Origin of the sequence: Methylobacillus glycogenes JCM 2850 (assembly GCF_000617925.1) — a bacterium.
Classification (GTDB): domain Bacteria; phylum Pseudomonadota; class Gammaproteobacteria; order Burkholderiales; family Methylophilaceae; genus Methylobacillus; species Methylobacillus glycogenes.
In genome coordinates this window covers 37,626-57,157 of sequence record NZ_BAMT01000011.1, presented here as the reverse complement: position 1 = coordinate 57,157, position 19,532 = coordinate 37,626, and the positions used below count along the sequence as shown (strand labels likewise).

Here is a 19,532-nt window from a genome sequence, read left to right as displayed (position 1 = left end):
AAACCCGCCAGCTTGTGAGGGCGTGCTGGCGGGCTTTAGAGGTATGTCACCAGAAGATTACCGGGATGATTTTACTTTTTACTGGGCCTTATTGACAAATTTATTTGCTTTTAATTTGCTTATATTAATGACTTGTTATGAGTAAAGCCTGCACAGTATTTAGGCGGAAGAGCGCAGTGGCTAAGAGAGATGTGGTGAACGGTTTTTAGCGCGGGCCGCCCCTGTAGCTCAAGCTGCCACGAGACTGACTGTTATGCGGCAGGGCTATAGAGGAAAAAAAAACCAGCCCGCTTGGGCTGGTTGAAGAGACTTCTAAAATGGAGATGAGCCCTGCCCTAAGGCAGGGGTAGTGCTTAGGTGAATTACAGGCTGAAGACGTTGAGTGCACCGCCGCCTGGCGCTGCATTCCACTCCTTCAGTTCTTTGTAACCACCTGCTGCGCCCAGACCATCGTTCTCGTTGGTCAGGCCCAGGTTCATGGCGACGCCCGCCCAGCCACCAATGCCGGACAATACGCCTACATATTGCTTACCCTTGTGGGTGTAGGTGATGGCATTACCAATCACGCCAGAACCCACGCGGAATTTCCACAGCTCTTTGCCTGTTTTGCCATCTACCGCCTTGAACCAGCGCTCAAGGGTGCCGTAGAAGACCAGATCGCTACCTGTTACCAGCGCACCGCTCCAGACAGAGAATTTCTCTTTGTTGTACCAGACTTGCTTGCCCTTGAGGCCATCCCAAGCCATGAAGCCGCCCATGACGCCGTCAGGGCCGGGGAACATGCTCAGGGTTGCGCCTACCCAAGGTTGGCCCGCTACATATTTCACTTCTACTGGCTCGTAGTCCATGCAGACGTGGTTAAGCGGTACATAGAACAGTTTGCTCTTGGGTGAGTAAGCCGCAGGCTGCTGATCCTTCACACCCAGAGATGCTGGGCAGACGTTTTTGCTGTTTACATCCTGGTGGGTGGAGAACTTGGGGTCCTTCACTGGCACGCCAGTCTTGAGGTCTATGCTGCTAGCCCAGTTGACGAAAGGATGGATTTTCTCAGCCACCAGCACTTTGCCAGTTTCACGGTTGAGGGTGTAGCCAAAGCCGTTACGGTCAAAGTGGGTTGCCAGTTTTTTGCCATCGGCATCCCAAAGGATAGTTTCGTTGACGGCGTCGTAATCCCACTCGTCATGCGGTGTCAGCTGGTAACCCCATTTGGCGAGACCAGTGTCGAGGTCACGCGCAAAGATGGTCATGGACCATTTGTTGTCGCCTGGACGTACATCCGGGTTCCATACCGATGGGTTACCAGTGGAGTAGTACAGCAGATTCAAAGCTGAATCGTAGGAGTACCAACCCCAGGTAGCGCCGCCGCCTTGTTCCCAGCCGTTTTTGGAGGCTTGTGGCTTGAGCCAGGTTTTGAGGCCCAGGTCAGTTTCAGGGAATTTGAGTTTATCGGCAGGAACAGGCTTGAAGGAGCCGCCTTCTTTGTTGCCGCCATTGACGTCTTCATATACGGAGAGCGCGCTGTGTACAGGCACCTCCTTGTTGAAGTCCTTGCCTATCAGCACGTCGGCGTCAGAGCCTGTGCTGTAGGCACGCCATGCCAGCGAGCCATCCTTGATGTTGTAGGCGGTGATGTAGCAGCGCACGCCGTATTCACCACCCGAGCAACCGGTGATGACTTTGTCCTTGAACACATGCGGGGCGTTGGTGGTGGTGGCACCTTGCTTGACGTCTACCACTTTGGTTTCCCACACCTTGTTGCCTGTCTTGGCATCCAGGGCTACCAGAATGCCATCATTCTGTTGCAGGAAGATTTTGTTATCGCCGTAGCCCAGGCCACGGGTGACGTTATCGCAGCACAGCAGCGATTGCACGGAAGGGTCTTGCTTGGGGAAGTAAGACCATTTGATCTTTTCGCCATTGCTGAGATCCAGCGCGTATACGTTGTTGGGGAAGGCGGTGGCGATGTACATGATATCGCCCACTACCAGTGGTGCACCTTCGTGACCACGGTTAACACCAGTGGCAAAGCTCCAGGCAGCCTTGAGGTTTTTGATGTTGGACTTGTTGATTTGCGACAGGCCGCTGTAACCCGTGTTGGCGTAATCCTTACGCTGCGCTACCCACTGGTTGTCATCCTTGGTGAGTTTTTCCAGGTTGTCCACTGCCAATGCCGGGGCAGATACCGCGCCCAGCAGGCTGGCCACGAGTGCCAGTTTCAAATGCTTAGCTTTCAAAAGTAGTTCTCCATAGATTCTTAAATAGATTCTTAAATTGCTTTTTATGACTGCCGCCCAAGCTCCACCGGAACGGCTGTAATGACCAGTCGCTACAACGCGAGCCGATCTTTCACGTGCAGCCCTATTCAGCAATCCCTGTGCCACTCCTGGCAATTAACGGGAATAATTCCCAAATCAATAAAGGAAAGAATGCCTTACAGATGGGGAAGCCTGTCTTTGCACAGCAACCCTACGGTCAAACAGGTTGTATCGAAATAGCACAAGTGCTACATTCGGGTACAACTCGTTTCATTTCGTTAGCTTCCGTATCATGACTCACAGATTGACCACACCTCCGCGCGCGATTGAGCACGCGCGGCAGCAATTTCTCGCTGAAGGCGAGATGCAAGGAGGGGTTGTCAACGCCACCATTGCCCAATCCTGGTTGCGCAGCCGTGAAAACGGCGTGCCAGCCTGCCAGCCACTCAGCACCGAAACCCTGGACAGCACCGCACTTGCGCAAAAACGCAGCCAGAACCACTTGCTGCTGACCCAGGCCAAGGCAGAAATTTCCTCGCTTTATGAGCAAATCGCGCACTCTTACAGCATGATTGCGCTCACTGATGCCGAGGGCGTGATTTTGCACACGCGCGGCGAGCATCAATTGATGGGCCTAGCCCCGGCTGAGCTATTAAGCCCGGGCTATTCCTGGCGCGAGCAAGAACGCGGCACCAATGCAATTGGGACGGCGATCATAGAACGCCAGGCGGTGGCGGTGCAGGGCGCAGAACACTTTGTTGAGCAACTGCACACATTTAGTTGCTATGCCGTCCCTATCTTTGGTGCCAATTACGAGCTGCTGGGCACGCTGAATGTCACCAATGCCTTCTCTGCCCACCAGCAACACACGCTGGCGCTGGTGAAAATGGCCGCGCAATTGATAGAAAACCGCGTGTTCCGCGCCAGTTACCAAGGCCCGGTGACACTGAAGTTTCATGAACGCGCTGAATTCATAGATACCGAGTGGGCAGGCGTGGCCGTGTTTGAGCGTGACGGCCGCGTGGTGGCCATCAACCATAATGGTTTGCAGCAACTGGGCTGCAACACGCTGCCGCAAGATTACCAACAATTATTTGGCCAGCCCCTGCCCTTGCAGGCTGAGCCAGCCGTGCTCAACCTCAGCACCAGCCTGGGCCACGTCATTAAAGCCAGGCTAACCATCACTGCCGCCAGCAAAGCCAGCGCGCTGCGGCCTGTAGTGCGCCGCGGCATTACGCTGGAAGACCTGGCCAGCGCAGACCGCCATATTGCCGAAGTGCTGGAGCAAGCCAGGCTGGTGATGGATCAGGACATCCCGATTCTGATTCAGGGTGAAACCGGAGTGGGCAAGGAATTGCTTACCAGCGCCATACACAACAGCAGCAGCCGTGCCGATGGCCCCATGATTGCGGTGAACTGCGCCGCCCTGCCGGAAGGGCTGATAGAAGCAGAGTTGTTTGGCTATGAAGAAGGCGCGTTTACCGGAGCCAGGCAAAAAGGCAGCCAGGGCAAGATAGAGCAAGCCAACGGCGGCACGCTCTTCTTGGATGAAATTGGCGATATGCCCCTGTTGCTGCAAGCCCGGCTATTGCGTGTGCTACAAGAGCGCAGCATTACCCCACTGGGGGGCAGCAAGGCCAAAAAGCTGGAGTTTGCCCTGATTAGCGCCACCAACCAGCCGCTGCAAGATAAAGTGGCCGCCGGGACTTTCCGCCGCGATTTGTATTACCGCCTGAACGGCTTGAGCCTGACGCTGCCACCGCTGCGCAGCCGTCAAGATTTGCCCGCGCTGGTGCAAAGCCTGCTTACCGCTGAACAAGCCACCAACACCACGCTCAATGATGATTTGCTGGCGCTGTTTCAGCGCCACCCCTGGCCTGGCAATATCCGCCAACTACATAATGTGCTGAAAACCATGCTGGCTCTGGCCGCAGGCCAGCCCTTGCAACGCAAACACCTGCCTCCAGGCTTTATGGAGGAGCTGGGTGCTGCAGCGGCAGAACAAACTGCGATGACTGCCTTGGCAGCAGGCTCCATCACCGATATCACCAACGAAGCCGTAAGGCTGGCACTGCAACAGCACAACGGCAACATCTCCGCCGCCGCGCGTGAACTGGGCATGAGCCGTAATCGCTTTTATCGGAAGTTGAAGGCCTTGGGTTTGGGTTGAGTGCTCTGATCTGAATCAAACCACAGACGTAAAAAAAGCCAGGCAAACTGCCTGGCTTTTTTACTAGATGATCATTTGGCTTGGAAATCTTAGCTATGCCGCATCAAGGTATTCACCGCAATATCTTCATCAATTTCAGGCCAGTGTATACCTACGCCCTTACCTATCAAGCGCCAGTTGCGACGCTGCGCGTCATTCGCATCTCTCAGCCTAGGAAACCACTCTAATGGTGCAGAAATCTCCCGGCCATCAGCAAGCACTAGATGCAGGGCTTCATTGCCAAAACTGACGTCTACTACGTGAGCATCCAACTTGATGGCTGAAGTACTCACTTCTGCGCCAGCCTATAAGGTCAATATCCACTGCACAATTACGCGGATATCTTCATCCTTGACCTGTGGGCTGTTGGGCCACATGGGCACTGGCCCCCAGACACCATTGGAGCCGCTTTTGACACGGCCTATGAGTTTGACTTCTGCGCCTTTTTCACCGCGATATTTGGCAGCTACATCTTTAAGGGCAGGGCCGACGACTTTTTCATTGACCGTATGGCAAGCCAGGCAGCCGTTTCTTTGCGCCAGGCTTTCGGCAGCCTTGGCATCCACCGCGTAAGCCTGGCTGGTCAGCAGTAATGCGAAAGCGCCCATGATGACATGCGCTAATGTTTTCATTCGCTTTCCTTGACGAGTTTCACAGCATGACGGTATTTCTCATGCCAGCAGATTCTGTTTGTAACGAGCCAACCCGGCACCGGGTTGACCGACTAGCAAAACTACAGGCTTTCGGTACTGTACTGCACGCTCAGGGTGTGTGAGCTGCCTGGTGCCACGGTGACTACATTGCTTCTGACATTGGAAGACTCTACACACACCATCTGACGCCAGCCGTAATGACTGCCCAGATCGCCGATTTCTGCGGCCTTGCGCTCCCAGGGAGTCCACACCACGGTGGATTGGCTGCCGCTTTTCTCTATGATGATTTTGCGGCGCAGGCCTGGGTCTTCCAGCACGCAGGTAGACTCGGTGTTGAGGTATACCCTATCCACTTCTTGCGAGAAGGTGATCTCACCTGTCTGGTGGTGCAGGCATAATCCTCCACCTTGTCTTCATATTCGCTATGGTCCAGGCCGTGTATTTTCACTACTTCAATATCACTGACCTGGAAGTAGGTATGCAGGGCTTCACCAATCACAAACGGCTCATCGCCCTTGTTGGTGGTGGTTAGGGACATTTTCAGCACTGGGCCTATGTTGATGGTGAGGCTTAGCTCGCAGTCATAAGGCCACTGTTTTTCTACCTGTTTGCTTTCCACCAGGCGCAACACCAGGCTGGTGGTGTTGTCCGGCATGGGGGTGGCATCGACCACTTCCCAGGGCACCACACGCGCAAAACCGTGTGGACACAGGGTTTCATCCGTAGGGTGCGGGCCAAACCAGGGCCAGCATACGGGCACGCCACCACGGATGGAACGCCCGGCAACAAATCTGGCCTGATCTGATAACCACAGCACTGGAACTTCGGCATGCCGCGGGTTCCACTGCATTACATGACCACCTTGCAACGCCACTTTGGCACTGGCATGCGGATTTTCAATTTCCAGCGTGACCAGACCATTCTGGTCAGAGGAAAAGTGAATTTTGTGCCCCACCCCATATCGGGAATTCAACTCGTGTACAGATTGCATAAGCTCTTATTAATTTTGATGGATGAATATCAACGCGGCAGAGTTTTTATTATTTTTCTATCTGACTGACATCGCGCACCGCACCCTTGGCTGCCGAGGTGCTCATGGCAGCATAGGCGCGCAAGGCGGGTGAAACATGGCGCTCGCGGCTTTGTGGCTTCCAGGCTGCCTTGCCACGCGCTTCCATGGCGGCACGCCTGTGTGCCAATACTCCATCAGTGACCGCAAGGTGTATGGTTCGGTTCGGAATATCGATTTCTATGATGTCGTTTTCTTCTACCAGGCCTATGGCACCGCCTTCTGCTGCTTCGGGTGAAGCATGGCCTATGCTGAGGCCGGATGTACCCCCAGAGAAGCGGCCATCGGTGAGCAGGGCGCAAGCCTTACCCAGGCCCTTGGACTTGAGGTAGGTGGTGGGATAAAGCATTTCCTGCATGCCTGGGCCGCCACGTGGGCCTTCATAGCGAATCACAACTATATCGCCTGCGACGATTTTATCGCCCAGGATGCCTTCAACCGCAGCGTCCTGGCTTTCAAAGATGCGTGCACGCCCAGTGAATTTGAGGATGCTGTCATCCACACCTGCGGTTTTGACGATGCAGCCATCCAGCGCGATGTTGCCGTAAAGCACGGCCAGGCCGCCATCTTGTGAATACGCGTGTTCTTTATCGCGTATGCAGCCTTCTTGTCTATCGGTATCCAGCTCGGGCCAGAGCATGGACTGGCTGAAGGCGATGGTGGTGGCAATGCCGCCTGGGGCTGCACGGTAGAACTTTTTCACGTCTTCGTCGGTGGTGGTGGTGATATCCCACTTATCTAGCGCCTCGCCCAAGGTTGGGCTGTGCACGGTAGGGCTGTCACGGTGTATCAGGCCAGCGCGGCTCAACTCACTCAGGATGCCCATGACGCCACCCGCACGGTGTACGTCTTCCATATGATATTTGGCCGTGGCAGGCGCTACCTTGCACACGCAAGGCACACCACGCGAGATACGGTCTATATCGGCCATGGTGAAATCAACACCTGCCTCATGCGCGGCTGCCAAGAGGTGCAGCACGGTATTGGTTGAGCCGCCCATGGCCACATCCAGGCTCATGGCGTTTTCAAACGCATGCAGGTTGGCAACGTTACGTGGCAATACGGATTCATCATCACCTTCGTAATAACGCTTGGTGATTTCCACAATCAAACGGCCCGCCTTGAGGAACAATTCCTTGCGTGCGCCATGTGTGGCAAGGGTAGAGCCATTGCCTGGCAGGCTGAGGCCCAGCGCTTCGGTCAGGCAGTTCATGGAGTTGGCGGTGAACATGCCAGAGCAGGAGCCGCAGGTGGGGCAAGCCGAGCGTTCAATCGCCTCTGACTCTTCATCAGACACTTCGCTGCTGGCGCCAGCCACCATGGCATCCACCAGATCCAGCTTGTGGAAGGTGCCTTGCCAGTTGACCTTGCCCGCTTCCATAGGGCCGCCAGAAACAAACACAACCGGGATGTTGAGGCGCAAGGCCGCCATCAGCATGCCTGGGGTAATTTTGTCGCAATTGGAGATACACACCAGCGCATCGGCACAGTGGGCATTGACCATGTATTCCACACTGTCGGCAATCAGGTCACGGCTGGGCAGGCTGTAGAGCATGCCGGAGTGACCCATGGCGATACCGTCATCCACGGCAATGGTGTTGAATTCCTTGGCTACACCGCCCGCACGCTCAATCTCACGCGCAACCAATTGGCCCAGGTCCTTGAGGTGGACGTGTCCGGGCACGAATTGGGTAAAGGAGTTGGCAATGGCGATGATAGGCTTCTGGAAGTCGTCATCCTTCATCCCCGTGGCCCGCCACAAGGCGCGTGCGCCTGCCATGTTGCGGCCGTGAGTGGATGTTCTGGAGCGATATTGCGGCATAAAAACCCTAAACTAAACGTATAATTATTGGATTTTACTCCAATCCTAGAACCATCCCAATAGAGTCGTCCAATGCTTGTGCACCCACAATTTGATCCAGTCGCCATTCACCTCGGCAGTTTTGGCATCCACTGGTATGGCCTGATGTACCTGACAGGCTTTCTTGGTTTCCTCTGGCTGGGCCGTTGGCGTATTGCCCACCAGCCCTGGCAGGGCTGGAGCCACAAGATGCTGGACGATGCGCTGTTCTACGGCGCGCTGGGGGTTATCCTCGGTGGCAGGCTGGGTTATGCGCTGTTTTATCAGGCGGAATATTATCTGGCGCACCCGCTGGAAATTCTTTTTCTCTGGCAGGGCGGCATGTCCTTCCACGGTGGCTTTTTAGGTGTGTTAGTGGCCATGCTGCTATTTGCGCGCAGCCGTGGCCTGACTTTCTTTGGCATTATGGATTTTGTTGCCCCCTTGGTGCCGCTGGGCCTGGGTGCTGGCCGCATGGGCAATTTCATCAACGGTGAACTCTGGGGCCGCCCCAGCGATGTGCCCTGGGCCATGGTGTTTCCACAAATAGATAATGTGGCACGTCACCCCTCGCAGCTATATGAGTTTTTGCTAGAAGGCGTGGTGTTGTTTGTGCTGCTATGGTGGTATTCCAGCAAGCCACGCGCCAGGGGTACAGTTTCAGCGCTGTTCCTGATTGGTTATGGCAGTTTCCGCTTTTTGGTGGAGTTCACGCGCCAGCCTGATGACTTCCTCGGCCTGCTGTCCCTGGGCCTGAGCATGGGCCAATGGCTGAGCCTGCCCATGGTAATTGCGGGCATCTGGCTGTTTATCGTCAGCTCACGCCGCGCTGAAACAAAGACAAATGCTTAATTAATCCCTGCTTTTTTCTGCCACTGATCAGCAGCTACCTTGTAGTAAATACGGGGCATAGCTGCGGATCAGCTAGCAAACTGTACTCTAAAAATATCCCCTGTTCTGTATCTGGTTTTGCGCATTTTGCGCGCTTATGATGGTCCAATCGTCATGGTGTGCATTACACCCTTTTTTTCAGGATCATTCAGCGCATGTCGGAACAACAAGGTTCAATCAAGCCCTATCACCACCCTGCCGCAGGCTGGGGTGCCATCAAGCAGGTGGCCGCCCAACTCGCTTTGCAGAAGATTCCGGTCAAGGGCATCGTCACTCTGCTCTCGCAAAACCAGCCGGATGGCTTTGACTGCCCAGGTTGCGCCTGGCCCGACAAGGAACACACTTCCACTTTTGAGTTCTGCGAGAACGGCGTTAAGGCTGTCGCCGCTGAAGCCACCGCCAAGCGCGTGCCGCCCGCCTTCTTTGCCAAGCACACCGTGACCGAGCTTATGGAGTGGAGCGACTTTGCCCTGGAAGGTGAAGGCCGCTTGACCCACCCCATGCGCTACAACGCCAGCACCGATAAATACGAGGAAGTCTCCTGGGATCAGGCTTTTGCCGTGATTGCCGAGCACCTCAATGCCCTGGCAGACCCCAACGAGGCGATTTTCTACACCTCGGGCCGCGCCAGCAATGAGGCTGCTTTCTTGTACCAGTTGTTTGTGCGCGAATTTGGCACCAATAACTTCCCTGATTGTTCCAACCTCTGCCATGAGTCCACCAGCATGGCCTTGCCGCCTACCGTGGGCATAGGCAAGGGCTCGGTGACGCTGCATGACTTTGAACACGCTGACACCCTGCTGATTTTTGGTCAGAACCCGGCCACCAATCACCCACGCATGCTGGGTGAGCTACGTGAAGCCGCCAAGCGCGGCGCGCGCATTGTGGCGATTAACCCATTAAAAGAACGCGGCCTGGAACGCTTTGCCGATCCGCAAAGCCCGTTTGACATGCTGTCGTTCAAGGGCAGCAAGATCAGTGAACTGTTCTTGCAACCCAAGCTGGGCGGTGACCTGGCCCTGATCAAGGGCATGATCAAGTTTGTGATCCAGTGGGATGACGAAGCCGTGCGCAATGGCACCGAGCGCGTGGTTGACCTGGCCTTTATCAACGAACACACCAATGGCTTTGAAGCAATTGCCGCCGATGCGCGTCAGGAAAGCTGGGACATCATTCTGGAAGAATCCGGCGTGCCGCTGGAGCAGATTGAACAAATCTCGCGCATTTATGTTTCCGGCCAACGCGTGATTTCTACCTGGGGCATGGGCATCACCCAGCACAAGCATGGCGTTGCCACCATCAAGACCCTGGTAAACCTCATGCTGCTGCGCGGCAATATCGGCAAGGAAGGCGCAGGCCTGTGCCCAGTGCGCGGCCATAGCAATGTGCAGGGCAACCGCACGGTGGGCATTTACGAAAAAATGCCGCTCAAGTTCCTAGAAAGCCTGGAGCAAGTATTCAATATCAAGGTGCCCAAGGAGCCAGGCTATGACGCCGTGGCCGCCATTCAGGCCATGATAGATAAAAAGGCCAAGTTCTTCTTTGGCCTGGGCGGCAACTTTGCCATTGCCACGCCAGACACCGACCGTACCTGGGATGGCCTGCGCAATTGCGACCTGACCGCGCATGTCACCACCAAGCTCAACCGCAGCCATTTGGTACACGGTAAGGAAGCCCTGATACTGCCTTGCCTGGGCCGTACCGAGATAGACACCCAGGAAAGCGGCCCGCAAGGCGTGACCGTTGAAGATTCAATGAGCATGGTGCATATCTCTTACGGTATGAACAAACCAGCCTCTCCCCACATCCTTTCCGAGCCGGACATTGTGGCGCGCATGGCCCATGCCACGCTGAAACACAGCAAGACTCCCTGGCTGGAATACGTCAAGGATTACAGCAAGATTCGCGACGTGATTGAGCAGACCATGCCCGCCATGTTCAAGAACTACAACGAGCGCATCAAGAAACCCGGTGGCTTCCGCATGCCTGTGCCTTCCAGCGACCGCGTCTGGATGACTGCTTCTGGCAAGGCTGAATTCACTGTGCTGCCTATTCCGCAGGATTCGCCTATCCATCAGGCACGCCAGCAATATGGCGACGATATGTTTGTGCTGATGACCACCCGCTCACACGACCAGTACAACACCACTATCTACGGTCTGGATGACAGATACCGTGGTGTGTTCGGCCAGCGCCGCGTGGTGTTCATGAACCCTGAGGATATCAAGCGTAAAGGCCTCAAGGCAGGCGATTGGGTCAATCTGGTCAGCGTCTGGGCCGATGGTGTGACCCGCCGCGCTGATAACTTCTTGGTGGTTTCTTACGATATCCCTAGCGGTTGCCTGGGCGGTTACTATCCCGAGACCAATAATCTGGTGCCGCTGGATAGCGTTGCTGATTTCTCCCACACCCCTACCTCCAAATCCATCCCGGTGATTATCGAGAAGGTAGGCGCCAAAGAGGTATCGCATGCTGCATGAACATAATGCCCAGCAAGATGAAGCACTGGTCACGCAAGAGCTGGATCAAAGCGCGGTGCTGATGCTGGGGATTATTGAATTGCTGCATGCCGAGCATGATAGCGGCCGTGCGCGCATGCCACTGGCCGCCATCTGCAAGCGTTTGGGCCTGCGCATGAGCACGCTACAGCGCCTGATGACGGCGCTGGGCGAGCAGGCGCTGGTTGAAGTGAGCGACGAAAAGGACAGATTGGTGGCTAGGCTTACGCCTGCAGGCACTGAGCTGTCCCAAGCGCTGCAAAGCGCGTAATTTAAACTCGCTGCAAAGCGCATAAGGCAACCCCGCTGGAAAACTCCTAAGCCTAGCAAGCGCCATTAACCGTACTCTATGCACGCTGGAGTACAATGCGTGTCATCAAAACCTCACCTCCGGCGACCATGAAGCTTTACGTCTCGTTTGCTGCCCGCATACGCGCGATGATAGATGAAGGCGTATTGCGGCCAGGCGACAAGATTTTTTCCGTGCGCCAGGCAAGCCAGAAATACAGCCTCAGCATCAGCACCGTCTTACGTGCGTATCTGCTGCTGGAACAAGAGGGCGTGATCAGCAGCCATCCGCAATCGGGCTATTACGTCACGCCACGCAAGCGCCTGCAAAAGCGCGGTTCGCCGCTGGCCCAGGATATTAATCTGGCCGATGTTGATGCCAGCAAGTTAGTCCTTACCACCCTCAAATCCATACGGGAATTCGGCACGGTGCCACTGGGTTCGCCCTTCCCTGACCCGCAGCTGTTTCCGCTGAAAAAAATCCACCAATATGAAAAAGCCCTCACCGATGATGAGGGCGAATGGGGCGTGCTCTCAGACCTGCCGCCCGGCAATGCATTGCTGCGCCAGCAGATTGCGCGGCGCTATCTGGCCAGTGGCATGGATATCTCGCCCGAGGATATAGTCATCACCCACGGTGCTACCGAGGCCATCACTTTATGCCTGCAAGCGGTGGCCAAGGCGGGCGATACCATCGCCATAGAAGCGCCTGGCTATTACGCACTGGCCCACACGGTGGAGCGCCTGGGCATGCAAGTGGCAGAACTGCCTACCGACCCTGATGCAGGTATAGACCTGATCGCCTTGCAGCAGGCCGCCAGCAAAACCCGCATTGCTGCCGTGATTTTGACCACCAATTTCCAAAACCCGCTGGGTTTTGTGATGCCGGATGCTAAAAAGCAGGATTTGGTGACGCTTTTGGCCAGCTTGCAGATTCCGCTGATTGAAGATGATGTCTATCAAGAGCTGTATTTTTCCGAACAAGCGCCGCGCCCGGCCAAGGCCTTTGACCGCGAGGGGCTGGTGCTGCACTGCGCCTCATTCTCGAAATCGCTGGCACCGGGTTACCGCGTAGGCTGGACCGCGGCTGGGCGTTACCGCCAGGAGGTGGAGCGCCTGATGTTTCTCAATAGTCTGTCGCTACCTTCGGCCCCGCAGATAGCCATAGCCAAATATATGCAGCGCGATGGTTTTGAGCAGCACCTCAAGCAGTTGCGCCACACACTGCGCTCGCAATATGTGCTGATACGTAATGTGATTGAAGAAAGTTTTCCGCCAGGCACCACGCTCTCCGTGCCCAAGGGTGGTTATGTGATCTGGATTCAGCTACCCGCAGCGCTGGATACCTTGAAGCTGTACCGCGCTGCGCTGGATAACGGCATTACCGTGGCTCCGGGCAGCATTTTCTCGCGCAAGAAAGACCTCACCCACTATATCCGTCTCAATTTCAGCCACCTGTGGACGGTGGCCATAGAGCAGGCAGTGCGCGATGTAGGTGCGCTGGCCTGCAGCATGCTGGCCACAGCAGACAGCGCAAGCTAGATCAGAAAAAACGCTATATAGCAGCTAGCAGCAACGTTTGACGCCGTTCCACTTGTCTTCCTGCCAGGCCTTGCAGAAGTCCTCCCGGCTGAGCGGCGGGGAGGCATGCTGATGTTGCTGCTGATTGGCGGCATACAAGCGCAGATAACGCTCATAAGCATCATCCCCAGACATCTGGCGCAACAAGCGCCAGGCGCTGGCAATACGCCCCCTCAAACGCAGCAGCATGGATTTAAGCCTGCTCATGCAGCGTCTAGCTTGGTTTTGACATAGGGCGCTTCCATCAAGGGACGCACGGGCTTGCCACTCAGGCTGCGATAACTCACGCGCAACATATCCAGAATCACAATCCAGAGCACGCTGACAAAGAACAGGGTCAAAGCGGCATCGAGTTGCTGATTGAAGATCAGTTGCGGCGCTACTGCGGCTTTTTCAGGTGGCAGCACGCCTGCTGCCAGCTTGGCCGACATATCATTGGCAGCGGCGAGGAAACCTACGCGTACATCGCTGCTGGTGATTTTTTCCCAGGCGGCGGCTGTGGTCACCAGCACCAGCCAGGACAAAGGCAAGGCCGTCACCCAGGCAAACTTCAATCGACCAGTCTTGATCAGCACCCCAGTGCCCACCGATAAGGCAATCGCCGCCAGCATCTGGTTGGAAATGCCAAACAGCGGCCAGAGAATATTGACGCCGCCATTGGGGTCTATCACGCCTATATAAAGGAAATAACCCCAACCTGCGACCACGGTGGCACTGGTGAGCAGCACCGAGGGATACCAGGAGGTCTGGCCCAGCTTGGGCGCAAAATTACCCAGCATGTCTTGCAGCATAAAGCGTGCAACCCGGGTCCCTGCATCTAGTGTGGTAAGGATAAAGATAGCCTCGAACATGATGGCGAAGTGATACCACAAGGCGAGCAACTGATTGCCAAAGGCACTGCCAAAGATGCTGGCCATGCCCACCGCCAGCGAGGGCGCGCCACCTGTGCGCGCAAACAGCGTGGCTTCACCCATATCGCGTGCCAGCACCTGCATTTGTTCTACCGTCACCGGGAAGCCCCAGGCAGATATCGTTGCCACCGCATCTGCGGCTTCCTTGCCCACCAGCCCGGCCGGGCTGTTAATGGCAAAGAACACGCCAGGGTCCAACACGGTGGCCGCTATCATCGCCATGATGGCCACAAAGGACTCCAGCAACATCGCACCGTACCCTATCATGCGGATATCGGATTCGCTGGAAAGCAGCTTGGGCGTGGTTCCCGATGCTATCAGGCGTGGAAGCCAGACACGGCACCGCAGGCAATGGTGATAAAGACAAACGGGAATAGCGTGCCCCCAAAGATGGGGCCAGTGCCATCAATAAACTGGGTCAATGCAGGCATCTTCACCTCAGGCTGCAACAGCACAATGGCAATCGCCAGCAGGAAGATGGTGCCCAGTTTCATAAAGGTAGAAAGATAATCACGCGGTGCCAGCAACAGCCAGACTGGCAAAATGGCCGCCGCAAAACCATAGGCAATCACCCACCAGGCCAGATACAGGCTTCATGATCAAACAGCCCGCGCAGCATGGGTGATGATCTATCCATCCGCCACCAAACACTGACAACAGCAATAGCGCCACCCCCAGCACCGAGGCTTCCAGCACCCGGCCGGGGCGGAACAAGCGCATATAAAGACCCACTATCATGGCAATCGGGATGGTGGCTGCCACGGTGGAAGTAGCCCAGGGGCTGTGTTTCATGGCATTGACCACCACCAGCCCCAGCACCGCAATCAGAATGATCATGATGGTGAATGTGCCTATCAGCGCGGCAAAACCGCCTATAGGCCCCAGCTCCTCACGTGCAATCTGCCCCAGGCTGCGGCCATTGCGCCGCGTGGAGAGAAATAGCGTCACCATATCCTGCACTGCGCCACCGAGCACCGCGCCCACCAATATCCACAAAGTGCCGGGCAAATAGCCAAACTGTGCTGCCAGCGTAGGGCCAACCAAGGGGCCAGGCCCGGCAATCGCGGCAAAATGATGGCCGAATACCACCCACTTATTGGTGGGCACATAATCGCGGCCATTATCCAGGCGCTCGGCCGGGGTAGCACGTGTGGCGTCCACCATCAAGACGCGCGCGGCTATCCAGGCGGCATAAAAACGGTAAGCCAGCGCAAACACACAGACGGCAGCCGCCACAAACCACAGCGCATTGATGCTTTCACCCCGGTGCAGGGCAATGCCGCCTACTGCGGCGGCCCCTATGACCGCGACTGCCAGCCAGGCGACATATTTCAAGGTTTTATTCATTTTGGGTTTAACATGTGTTTTCGAATGTCCGCCAGTATAAAACCAAACTCGGCCGGAACGGATATTGCTAGACATTGCATCCAACCTATAACTCTAGTGAGATAAGCATGAAACTGCGCTACATCAGCCTGCTGGCTGCCCTGATCTTCACCCTGCCCGCCTGGGCCGATGAAAGTGCCAAGCCCATAGAAACCACCACCGCCAGTGGCGAGAAGATTCTGCTGCACCCGAATGGCAAATGGGAGTATGTGGATAAAGTGAAAAAAGCCGAGGCAGACAAGATTGCCAAGCAATACCCAGAAAACCAGGGCTGCCCGCATGGCACCCAGGGTGGCGTACTTGGCATAGGCCGTTGCATTCCGCCGGGTGATAAAGACTTCAACCGCGGCTCCATCAGCGGCAAAGGCCGTTAAGGCACAATTTAGATTGACCAGGGCTCGCGGTAGCGAGCCTGGCTTGGCCTGACACTAGCCCAATTTTACCTAGTCCTGAGAAGGGCAATGCTGGCCATTATCAAGCAGCGCCTGCAAGCTCGGCAGTGCAGTCTTCCTGCTATCTGTCAGCCAATTTAGACTTGCCAGACTGAGCAAAATCGCCTTACATACTGGCTATGCCCTCATCTCGCCCAGCCCGTTTACTCAGCACCCTGACCCCACTGTTACATACCTATCGCTGGCGCATTGCGTTGGCGCTGGGCTTGCTGCTGCTTGCCTCCACCGCACTGCTGCTGGTGCCTCTGGCGTTCAGGGATTTGATTGATGAGGGCATGGGCAGCGCGGGCGAGCAGCTCAACCAGCATTTTCTCTGGCTGATTGTGCTGGCGCTGTTCTGGGCCTTCACTGTGGCTGCACGTTATTACACCGTCTCCTGGGTGGGAGATCGCGTCACGGCTGATCTGCGCAGCCAGGTCTATCAGCGCGTGATTCAGCAATCGCCGCAATTTTTCGAGACGCTGAAAACCGGAGAAGTGCTGTCCAGACTGACCGGAGACACCACGCTAATACAGACCGTGGTAGGCAGTTCCGCCTCCATGGGGCTGCGCAGCCTGATCCAGTTTATAGGCGGCATGGTGATGCTGGCGGTGACCAGCTGGAGCCTGTTTGCGCTCAACCTCGGCCTGATGCTGCTGGTGACACTGCCTGTCATGATCATAGGCCGCAAGGTCAAGCGCCTGTCGCGTGAATCTCAGGATCGCATTGCCGATAGCTCGGCCATGGCTGGGGAAATTCTCAACGCCATGCCTACCGTGCAATCCTATACGCAGGAAGCAATGAGGCCGCGCGCTTCAAGCAGCGCATAGAAGTGAGTTTTAAAACTGCGGTCGCACGCATACGCATACGTGCGCTGATGGCGGCGGTGGTGATTGCGGGCATCAGCAGCGCCATTGTTTTTGTGCTGTGGGTAGGCGCACGTCAGGTCAGCCAGGGTAGCTTGAGCAGTGGCGAGTTTGCCTCCTTTATTCTTTATGCAGGCCTGGTAGCCAGCAGTGTCAGCACCATGGCAGAAGTCTGGGGCGATATCATGCGCGCTGCCGGGGCGGCCGGACGTTTGCTGGAGCTATTGCAAGCCGAAGCACAGATTGAAGACCCGGCCCAGCCCAGCCATATCCCCCAAGCTGAACAGGCCAGCATACAGTTTGAAAATGTAAGCTTTCACTATCCTGCCAACCCAGGCAGAACAGCGATTGATCAACTTAGCATTGAGATACTGCCCGGTGAAACTGTGGCCCTGGTTGGCCCTTCAGGCGCGGGCAAAAGCACCATGTTCCAGCTCTTGCTGCGCTTTTATGACATCACCTCCGGTAGCCTCAAGATCAATGGTGTGGATATCCGTGCGCTAAGTCTGGCGGAGTTGCGCGGCATGATGGCTATCGTGCCGCAGGAGCCCGTGATTTTCTCTGCCAATGCGCTGGAAAATATACGTTATGGTCGGCCAGATGCCAGCGATGCAGAGGTGATTGCCGCCGCCCGTGCCGCGCTGGTAGCGCCGTTTATTGAGCGTTTGCCTGAAGGCTACCAGACCTTCCTCGGTGAGCGCGGTACACGCTTGTCTGGCGGCGAGCGCCAGCGCATTGCCATTGCGCGTGCCATGCTCAAAAACGCGCCCATACTGCTGCTGGATGAAGCCACCAGCGCACTGGATACAGAAGCTGAGACCCTGGTGCAACGCGGGCTGGAAGCCGCCATGCAGGGACGCACCACGCTGGTGATCGCTCACCGCTTGGCAACAGTACAGAATGCAGACCGTATCTTAGTGCTGGATCAGGGCCGTATTGTTGAGCACGGCACGCCTGCAGAGCTGAGCCGCAAGGGTGGGCTATATAGCCGCCTAGCCAGCCAGCAGTTTGGCCTGCACGGCCTGGGGGCAGACCACCACCATGCACCACAATCTGACATCAGGCGCTGAAAAATGACCCAACTTGGTGCAAAAACCTACTTGCGCTAGCGGCCACGCACTGAATATTGGCTTGCTTGTAAAAATCGCAGCCTCAGATCATCCACCCCATGTCATTGATGAAAATCATATCAATCATGCATGGCTAGGCTAATGCGGTATCCTCTAGCCCTTGACCTCATCCTGCGCATGGTTTTTGCTACCCAACCCACATCATGAATGAATTAACGCCTGACCACACCATACTCCTGGCCAAGCAACGCCATATCGAAGAGCTGGAAGGTTTATCAACCTGCACAGGCCTGATCGAAACCATCAGCCTGGTAATTCATCAATTGCAGGCAGAGCGTGGTGCCAGCTGCCTGTTTCTGGCCTCTTCCGGCCAGCGCTTTGGCAATGAACGTGGTGACATCATTGCCGAGAACCAAAACCTGGAAGTGCAATTCCGCGCAGCCCTGCAACGTCACCTAGCCGATCATGCGCAAGTGCCTGCCAAGCAACTCACCCTGCTGGCCTGGACGCTGCTCGGCTTTGACCAGCTCACTTCGCTACGCCACCAGATCACTTTGCAGCGTATTTCTTTCCATGACTGTATACAGTCCTACAATCGTTTTATCGGCAGCCTGATCTCGCTGATTTTCGACATTACCGACAATGCCGTGAATAGCCGCATATCCACTTATATGCTCGCACTCTATAACCTGGTGCAAGGCAAGGAGTTTGCCGGGCAGGAGCGTGCGGTGGGGTCTTATTTATTTGGCTCGGGCACGGCGCAGCAGGAACATCAGCACAAACTGCTGGAACTGGTCGCCTTGCAGGACAGGCACTTTGAATCGTTCTGCCAGTTTGGCGGCGACCCCATGCGACAAGCCTGGGCAAGCGCCATGGCGAGTCCACATGCCCACAAGCATCAGCAGTTCAGGCACAAGCTCACCCAGGCCAAGGATGGTCAAGCGCTACAGGCGCAGGATGGCAAGCCCTGGTTTGAGCTGTGCAGCCAACGTCTGGCAGATATCTGGCAGATTCAATGCCAGTTGATCAAGGATATGCACGACACGCTGGAAACCCTGGTCAGTGATGCCAAGGCCGATCTGGAGCGCACGCGACAATATCTACAGCAGTTGCGCCAGCAACCTGCACCCTCGCCAACCATGGACAATGCCTTCTTCAACCTCTCCATTCCAGTGGAAAACGCCTATACCTTCCAGGCGCACGATCCGCTGCATCCCTACCCCATGGAATCTATCGTTTCTTTATTGCAGCAACAGTCGCAACAGATTGCCGAAATTGAAAACGAGTTATCCGAGACCAAAAAAGCCCTCACCGAGCGCAAGCAGATAGAGCGTGCCAAGGGTCAACTCATGAGCAAGCTGGGCATCAGCGAAGTGGAGGCCTATAAGATCATGCGCAGTACCGCCATGGAACAAAATCGCAAGATTATTGATGTAGCAGACAACATTCTCGCCAAGTAACAGCAGGCACCATTCCGGCAAATTAATGGTGCAATCGCACACGGGTAGTGCAATGCGCCATGGCATCACACAATCACCGATCTGCAAGTTTAACCAAAAATATCCATTAAAAACATAGCATTAA

General features: G+C 55.7%; 15 protein-coding genes and 2 pseudogenes. 9 read left to right on the top strand and 8 right to left on the bottom strand.

The features are described from left to right. Window positions 1-362 precede the first annotated feature (362 nt). Window positions 363-2,234 carry a methanol/ethanol family PQQ-dependent dehydrogenase gene (locus tag JCM2850_RS13165; protein WP_025872426.1) on the bottom strand — a complete coding sequence of 624 codons (1,872 nt, stop codon included), beginning with the start codon at window positions 2,232-2,234 and terminating at the stop codon, window positions 363-365. Between the two features lie 313 nt (window positions 2,235-2,547). Between JCM2850_RS13165 and JCM2850_RS13160 the strand changes: the two genes are divergently transcribed. Beyond that, window positions 2,548-4,425 (top strand): sigma-54-dependent Fis family transcriptional regulator, encoded by a 1,878-nt coding sequence (locus JCM2850_RS13160; protein ID WP_025872424.1) that lies wholly within the window; start codon window positions 2,548-2,550, stop codon window positions 4,423-4,425. Between the two features lie 89 nt (window positions 4,426-4,514). On the opposite strand, the gene JCM2850_RS13155 is transcribed toward JCM2850_RS13160, so the two are convergent. The 4 genes and pseudogenes from JCM2850_RS13155 to ilvD all read right to left on the bottom strand — a co-directional run bounded on the left by JCM2850_RS13155 (window position 4,515) and on the right by ilvD (window position 8,008). Continuing rightward, window positions 4,515-4,757, bottom strand: a complete 243-nt coding sequence (locus JCM2850_RS13155) for a DUF2442 domain-containing protein (protein WP_025872422.1) — start codon at window positions 4,755-4,757, stop codon at window positions 4,515-4,517. A gap of 12 nt (window positions 4,758-4,769) precedes the next feature. Next, complete coding sequence (locus tag JCM2850_RS13150; RefSeq protein WP_025872420.1) at window positions 4,770-5,096, bottom strand: c-type cytochrome; 327 nt, start codon at window positions 5,094-5,096, stop codon at window positions 4,770-4,772. 101 nt (window positions 5,097-5,197) lie between these two features. After that, a pseudogene (locus tag JCM2850_RS19310) lies at window positions 5,198-5,967 on the bottom strand (D-hexose-6-phosphate mutarotase). Between the two features lie 190 nt (window positions 5,968-6,157). Beyond that, window positions 6,158-8,008, bottom strand: coding sequence for a dihydroxy-acid dehydratase (ilvD, locus tag JCM2850_RS13140; protein WP_025872418.1), 1,851 nt, complete (start codon window positions 8,006-8,008; stop codon window positions 6,158-6,160). A gap of 72 nt (window positions 8,009-8,080) precedes the next feature. On the opposite strand from ilvD, the gene lgt reads away from it, so the two are divergent. The 4 genes from lgt (at window position 8,081) to JCM2850_RS13120 (ending at window position 13,245) form a co-directional block, all read left to right on the top strand. Further along, complete coding sequence (lgt, locus tag JCM2850_RS13135) at window positions 8,081-8,878, top strand: prolipoprotein diacylglyceryl transferase (protein WP_025872416.1); 798 nt, start codon at window positions 8,081-8,083, stop codon at window positions 8,876-8,878. 194 nt (window positions 8,879-9,072) lie between these two features. Beyond that, complete coding sequence (locus JCM2850_RS13130) at window positions 9,073-11,397, top strand: FdhF/YdeP family oxidoreductase (RefSeq protein ID WP_025872414.1); 2,325 nt, start codon at window positions 9,073-9,075, stop codon at window positions 11,395-11,397. After that, window positions 11,387-11,686 carry a helix-turn-helix domain-containing protein gene (locus tag JCM2850_RS13125; protein WP_025872412.1) on the top strand — a complete coding sequence of 100 codons (300 nt, stop codon included), beginning with the start codon at window positions 11,387-11,389 and terminating at the stop codon, window positions 11,684-11,686. The genes JCM2850_RS13130 and JCM2850_RS13125 overlap by 11 nt, the downstream gene beginning before the upstream one ends. A gap of 95 nt (window positions 11,687-11,781) precedes the next feature. After that, a complete protein-coding gene (locus JCM2850_RS13120; RefSeq protein ID WP_305079990.1) occupies window positions 11,782-13,245 on the top strand; it encodes an aminotransferase-like domain-containing protein in 1,464 nt (487 codons plus the stop codon). 24 nt (window positions 13,246-13,269) lie between these two features. On the opposite strand, the gene JCM2850_RS13115 is transcribed toward JCM2850_RS13120, so the two are convergent. The 3 genes and pseudogenes from JCM2850_RS13115 to JCM2850_RS22975 all read right to left on the bottom strand — a co-directional run bounded on the left by JCM2850_RS13115 (window position 13,270) and on the right by JCM2850_RS22975 (window position 15,530). Then, window positions 13,270-13,473, bottom strand: coding sequence for a CstA-like transporter-associated (seleno)protein (locus tag JCM2850_RS13115; RefSeq protein ID WP_025872408.1), 204 nt, complete (start codon window positions 13,471-13,473; stop codon window positions 13,270-13,272). 14 nt (window positions 13,474-13,487) lie between these two features. Continuing rightward, window positions 13,488-14,767, bottom strand: a pseudogene (locus JCM2850_RS24330) (carbon starvation CstA family protein). Further along, window positions 14,706-15,530, bottom strand: a complete 825-nt coding sequence (locus JCM2850_RS22975) for a carbon starvation CstA family protein (RefSeq protein ID WP_267879291.1) — start codon at window positions 15,528-15,530, stop codon at window positions 14,706-14,708. The pseudogene JCM2850_RS24330 and the gene JCM2850_RS22975 overlap by 62 nt, the downstream one beginning before the upstream one ends. Before the next feature lie 119 nt (window positions 15,531-15,649). Here JCM2850_RS22975 and JCM2850_RS13105 point away from each other — a divergent pair, with 119 nt between their 5' ends. The 4 genes from JCM2850_RS13105 (at window position 15,650) to JCM2850_RS13095 (ending at window position 19,408) form a co-directional block, all read left to right on the top strand. Further along, window positions 15,650-15,955 carry a hypothetical protein gene (locus JCM2850_RS13105; protein WP_025872406.1) on the top strand — a complete coding sequence of 102 codons (306 nt, stop codon included), beginning with the start codon at window positions 15,650-15,652 and terminating at the stop codon, window positions 15,953-15,955. 197 nt (window positions 15,956-16,152) lie between these two features. Further along, complete coding sequence (locus JCM2850_RS24325; protein WP_439645871.1) at window positions 16,153-16,842, top strand: ABC transporter transmembrane domain-containing protein; 690 nt, start codon at window positions 16,153-16,155, stop codon at window positions 16,840-16,842. A 2-nt stretch (window positions 16,843-16,844) separates the two neighbouring features. After that, window positions 16,845-17,948 carry an ATP-binding cassette domain-containing protein gene (locus JCM2850_RS24320; RefSeq protein ID WP_439645870.1) on the top strand — a complete coding sequence of 368 codons (1,104 nt, stop codon included), beginning with the start codon at window positions 16,845-16,847 and terminating at the stop codon, window positions 17,946-17,948. Window positions 17,949-18,151: 203 nt separating this feature from the next. Next, window positions 18,152-19,408 (top strand): nitrate regulatory protein, encoded by a 1,257-nt coding sequence (locus tag JCM2850_RS13095; RefSeq protein WP_025872404.1) that lies wholly within the window; start codon window positions 18,152-18,154, stop codon window positions 19,406-19,408. Window positions 19,409-19,532 lie beyond the last annotated feature (124 nt).

Bases quoted from the DNA above. Each gene is read 5' to 3' on its own strand.
- JCM2850_RS13160 (WP_025872424.1), top strand. From the start codon at position 2,548: ATGACTCACAGATTGACCACACCTCCGCGCGCGATTGAGCACGCGCGG.
- JCM2850_RS13150 (WP_025872420.1), bottom strand. From the start codon at position 5,096: ATGAAAACATTAGCGCATGTCATCATGGGCGCTTTCGCATTACTGCTG.
- ilvD (WP_025872418.1), bottom strand. From the start codon at position 8,008: ATGCCGCAATATCGCTCCAGAACATCCACTCACGGCCGCAACATGGCA.
- lgt (WP_025872416.1), top strand. From the start codon at position 8,081: ATGCTTGTGCACCCACAATTTGATCCAGTCGCCATTCACCTCGGCAGT.
- JCM2850_RS13130 (WP_025872414.1), top strand. From the start codon at position 9,073: ATGTCGGAACAACAAGGTTCAATCAAGCCCTATCACCACCCTGCCGCA.
- JCM2850_RS13125 (WP_025872412.1), top strand. From the start codon at position 11,387: ATGCTGCATGAACATAATGCCCAGCAAGATGAAGCACTGGTCACGCAA.
- JCM2850_RS13120 (WP_305079990.1), top strand. From the start codon at position 11,782: ATGCGTGTCATCAAAACCTCACCTCCGGCGACCATGAAGCTTTACGTC.
- JCM2850_RS13115 (WP_025872408.1), bottom strand. From the start codon at position 13,473: ATGCTGCTGCGTTTGAGGGGGCGTATTGCCAGCGCCTGGCGCTTGTTG.
- JCM2850_RS13105 (WP_025872406.1), top strand. From the start codon at position 15,650: ATGAAACTGCGCTACATCAGCCTGCTGGCTGCCCTGATCTTCACCCTG.
- JCM2850_RS24325 (WP_439645871.1), top strand. From the start codon at position 16,153: ATGCCCTCATCTCGCCCAGCCCGTTTACTCAGCACCCTGACCCCACTG.
- JCM2850_RS13095 (WP_025872404.1), top strand. From the start codon at position 18,152: ATGAATGAATTAACGCCTGACCACACCATACTCCTGGCCAAGCAACGC.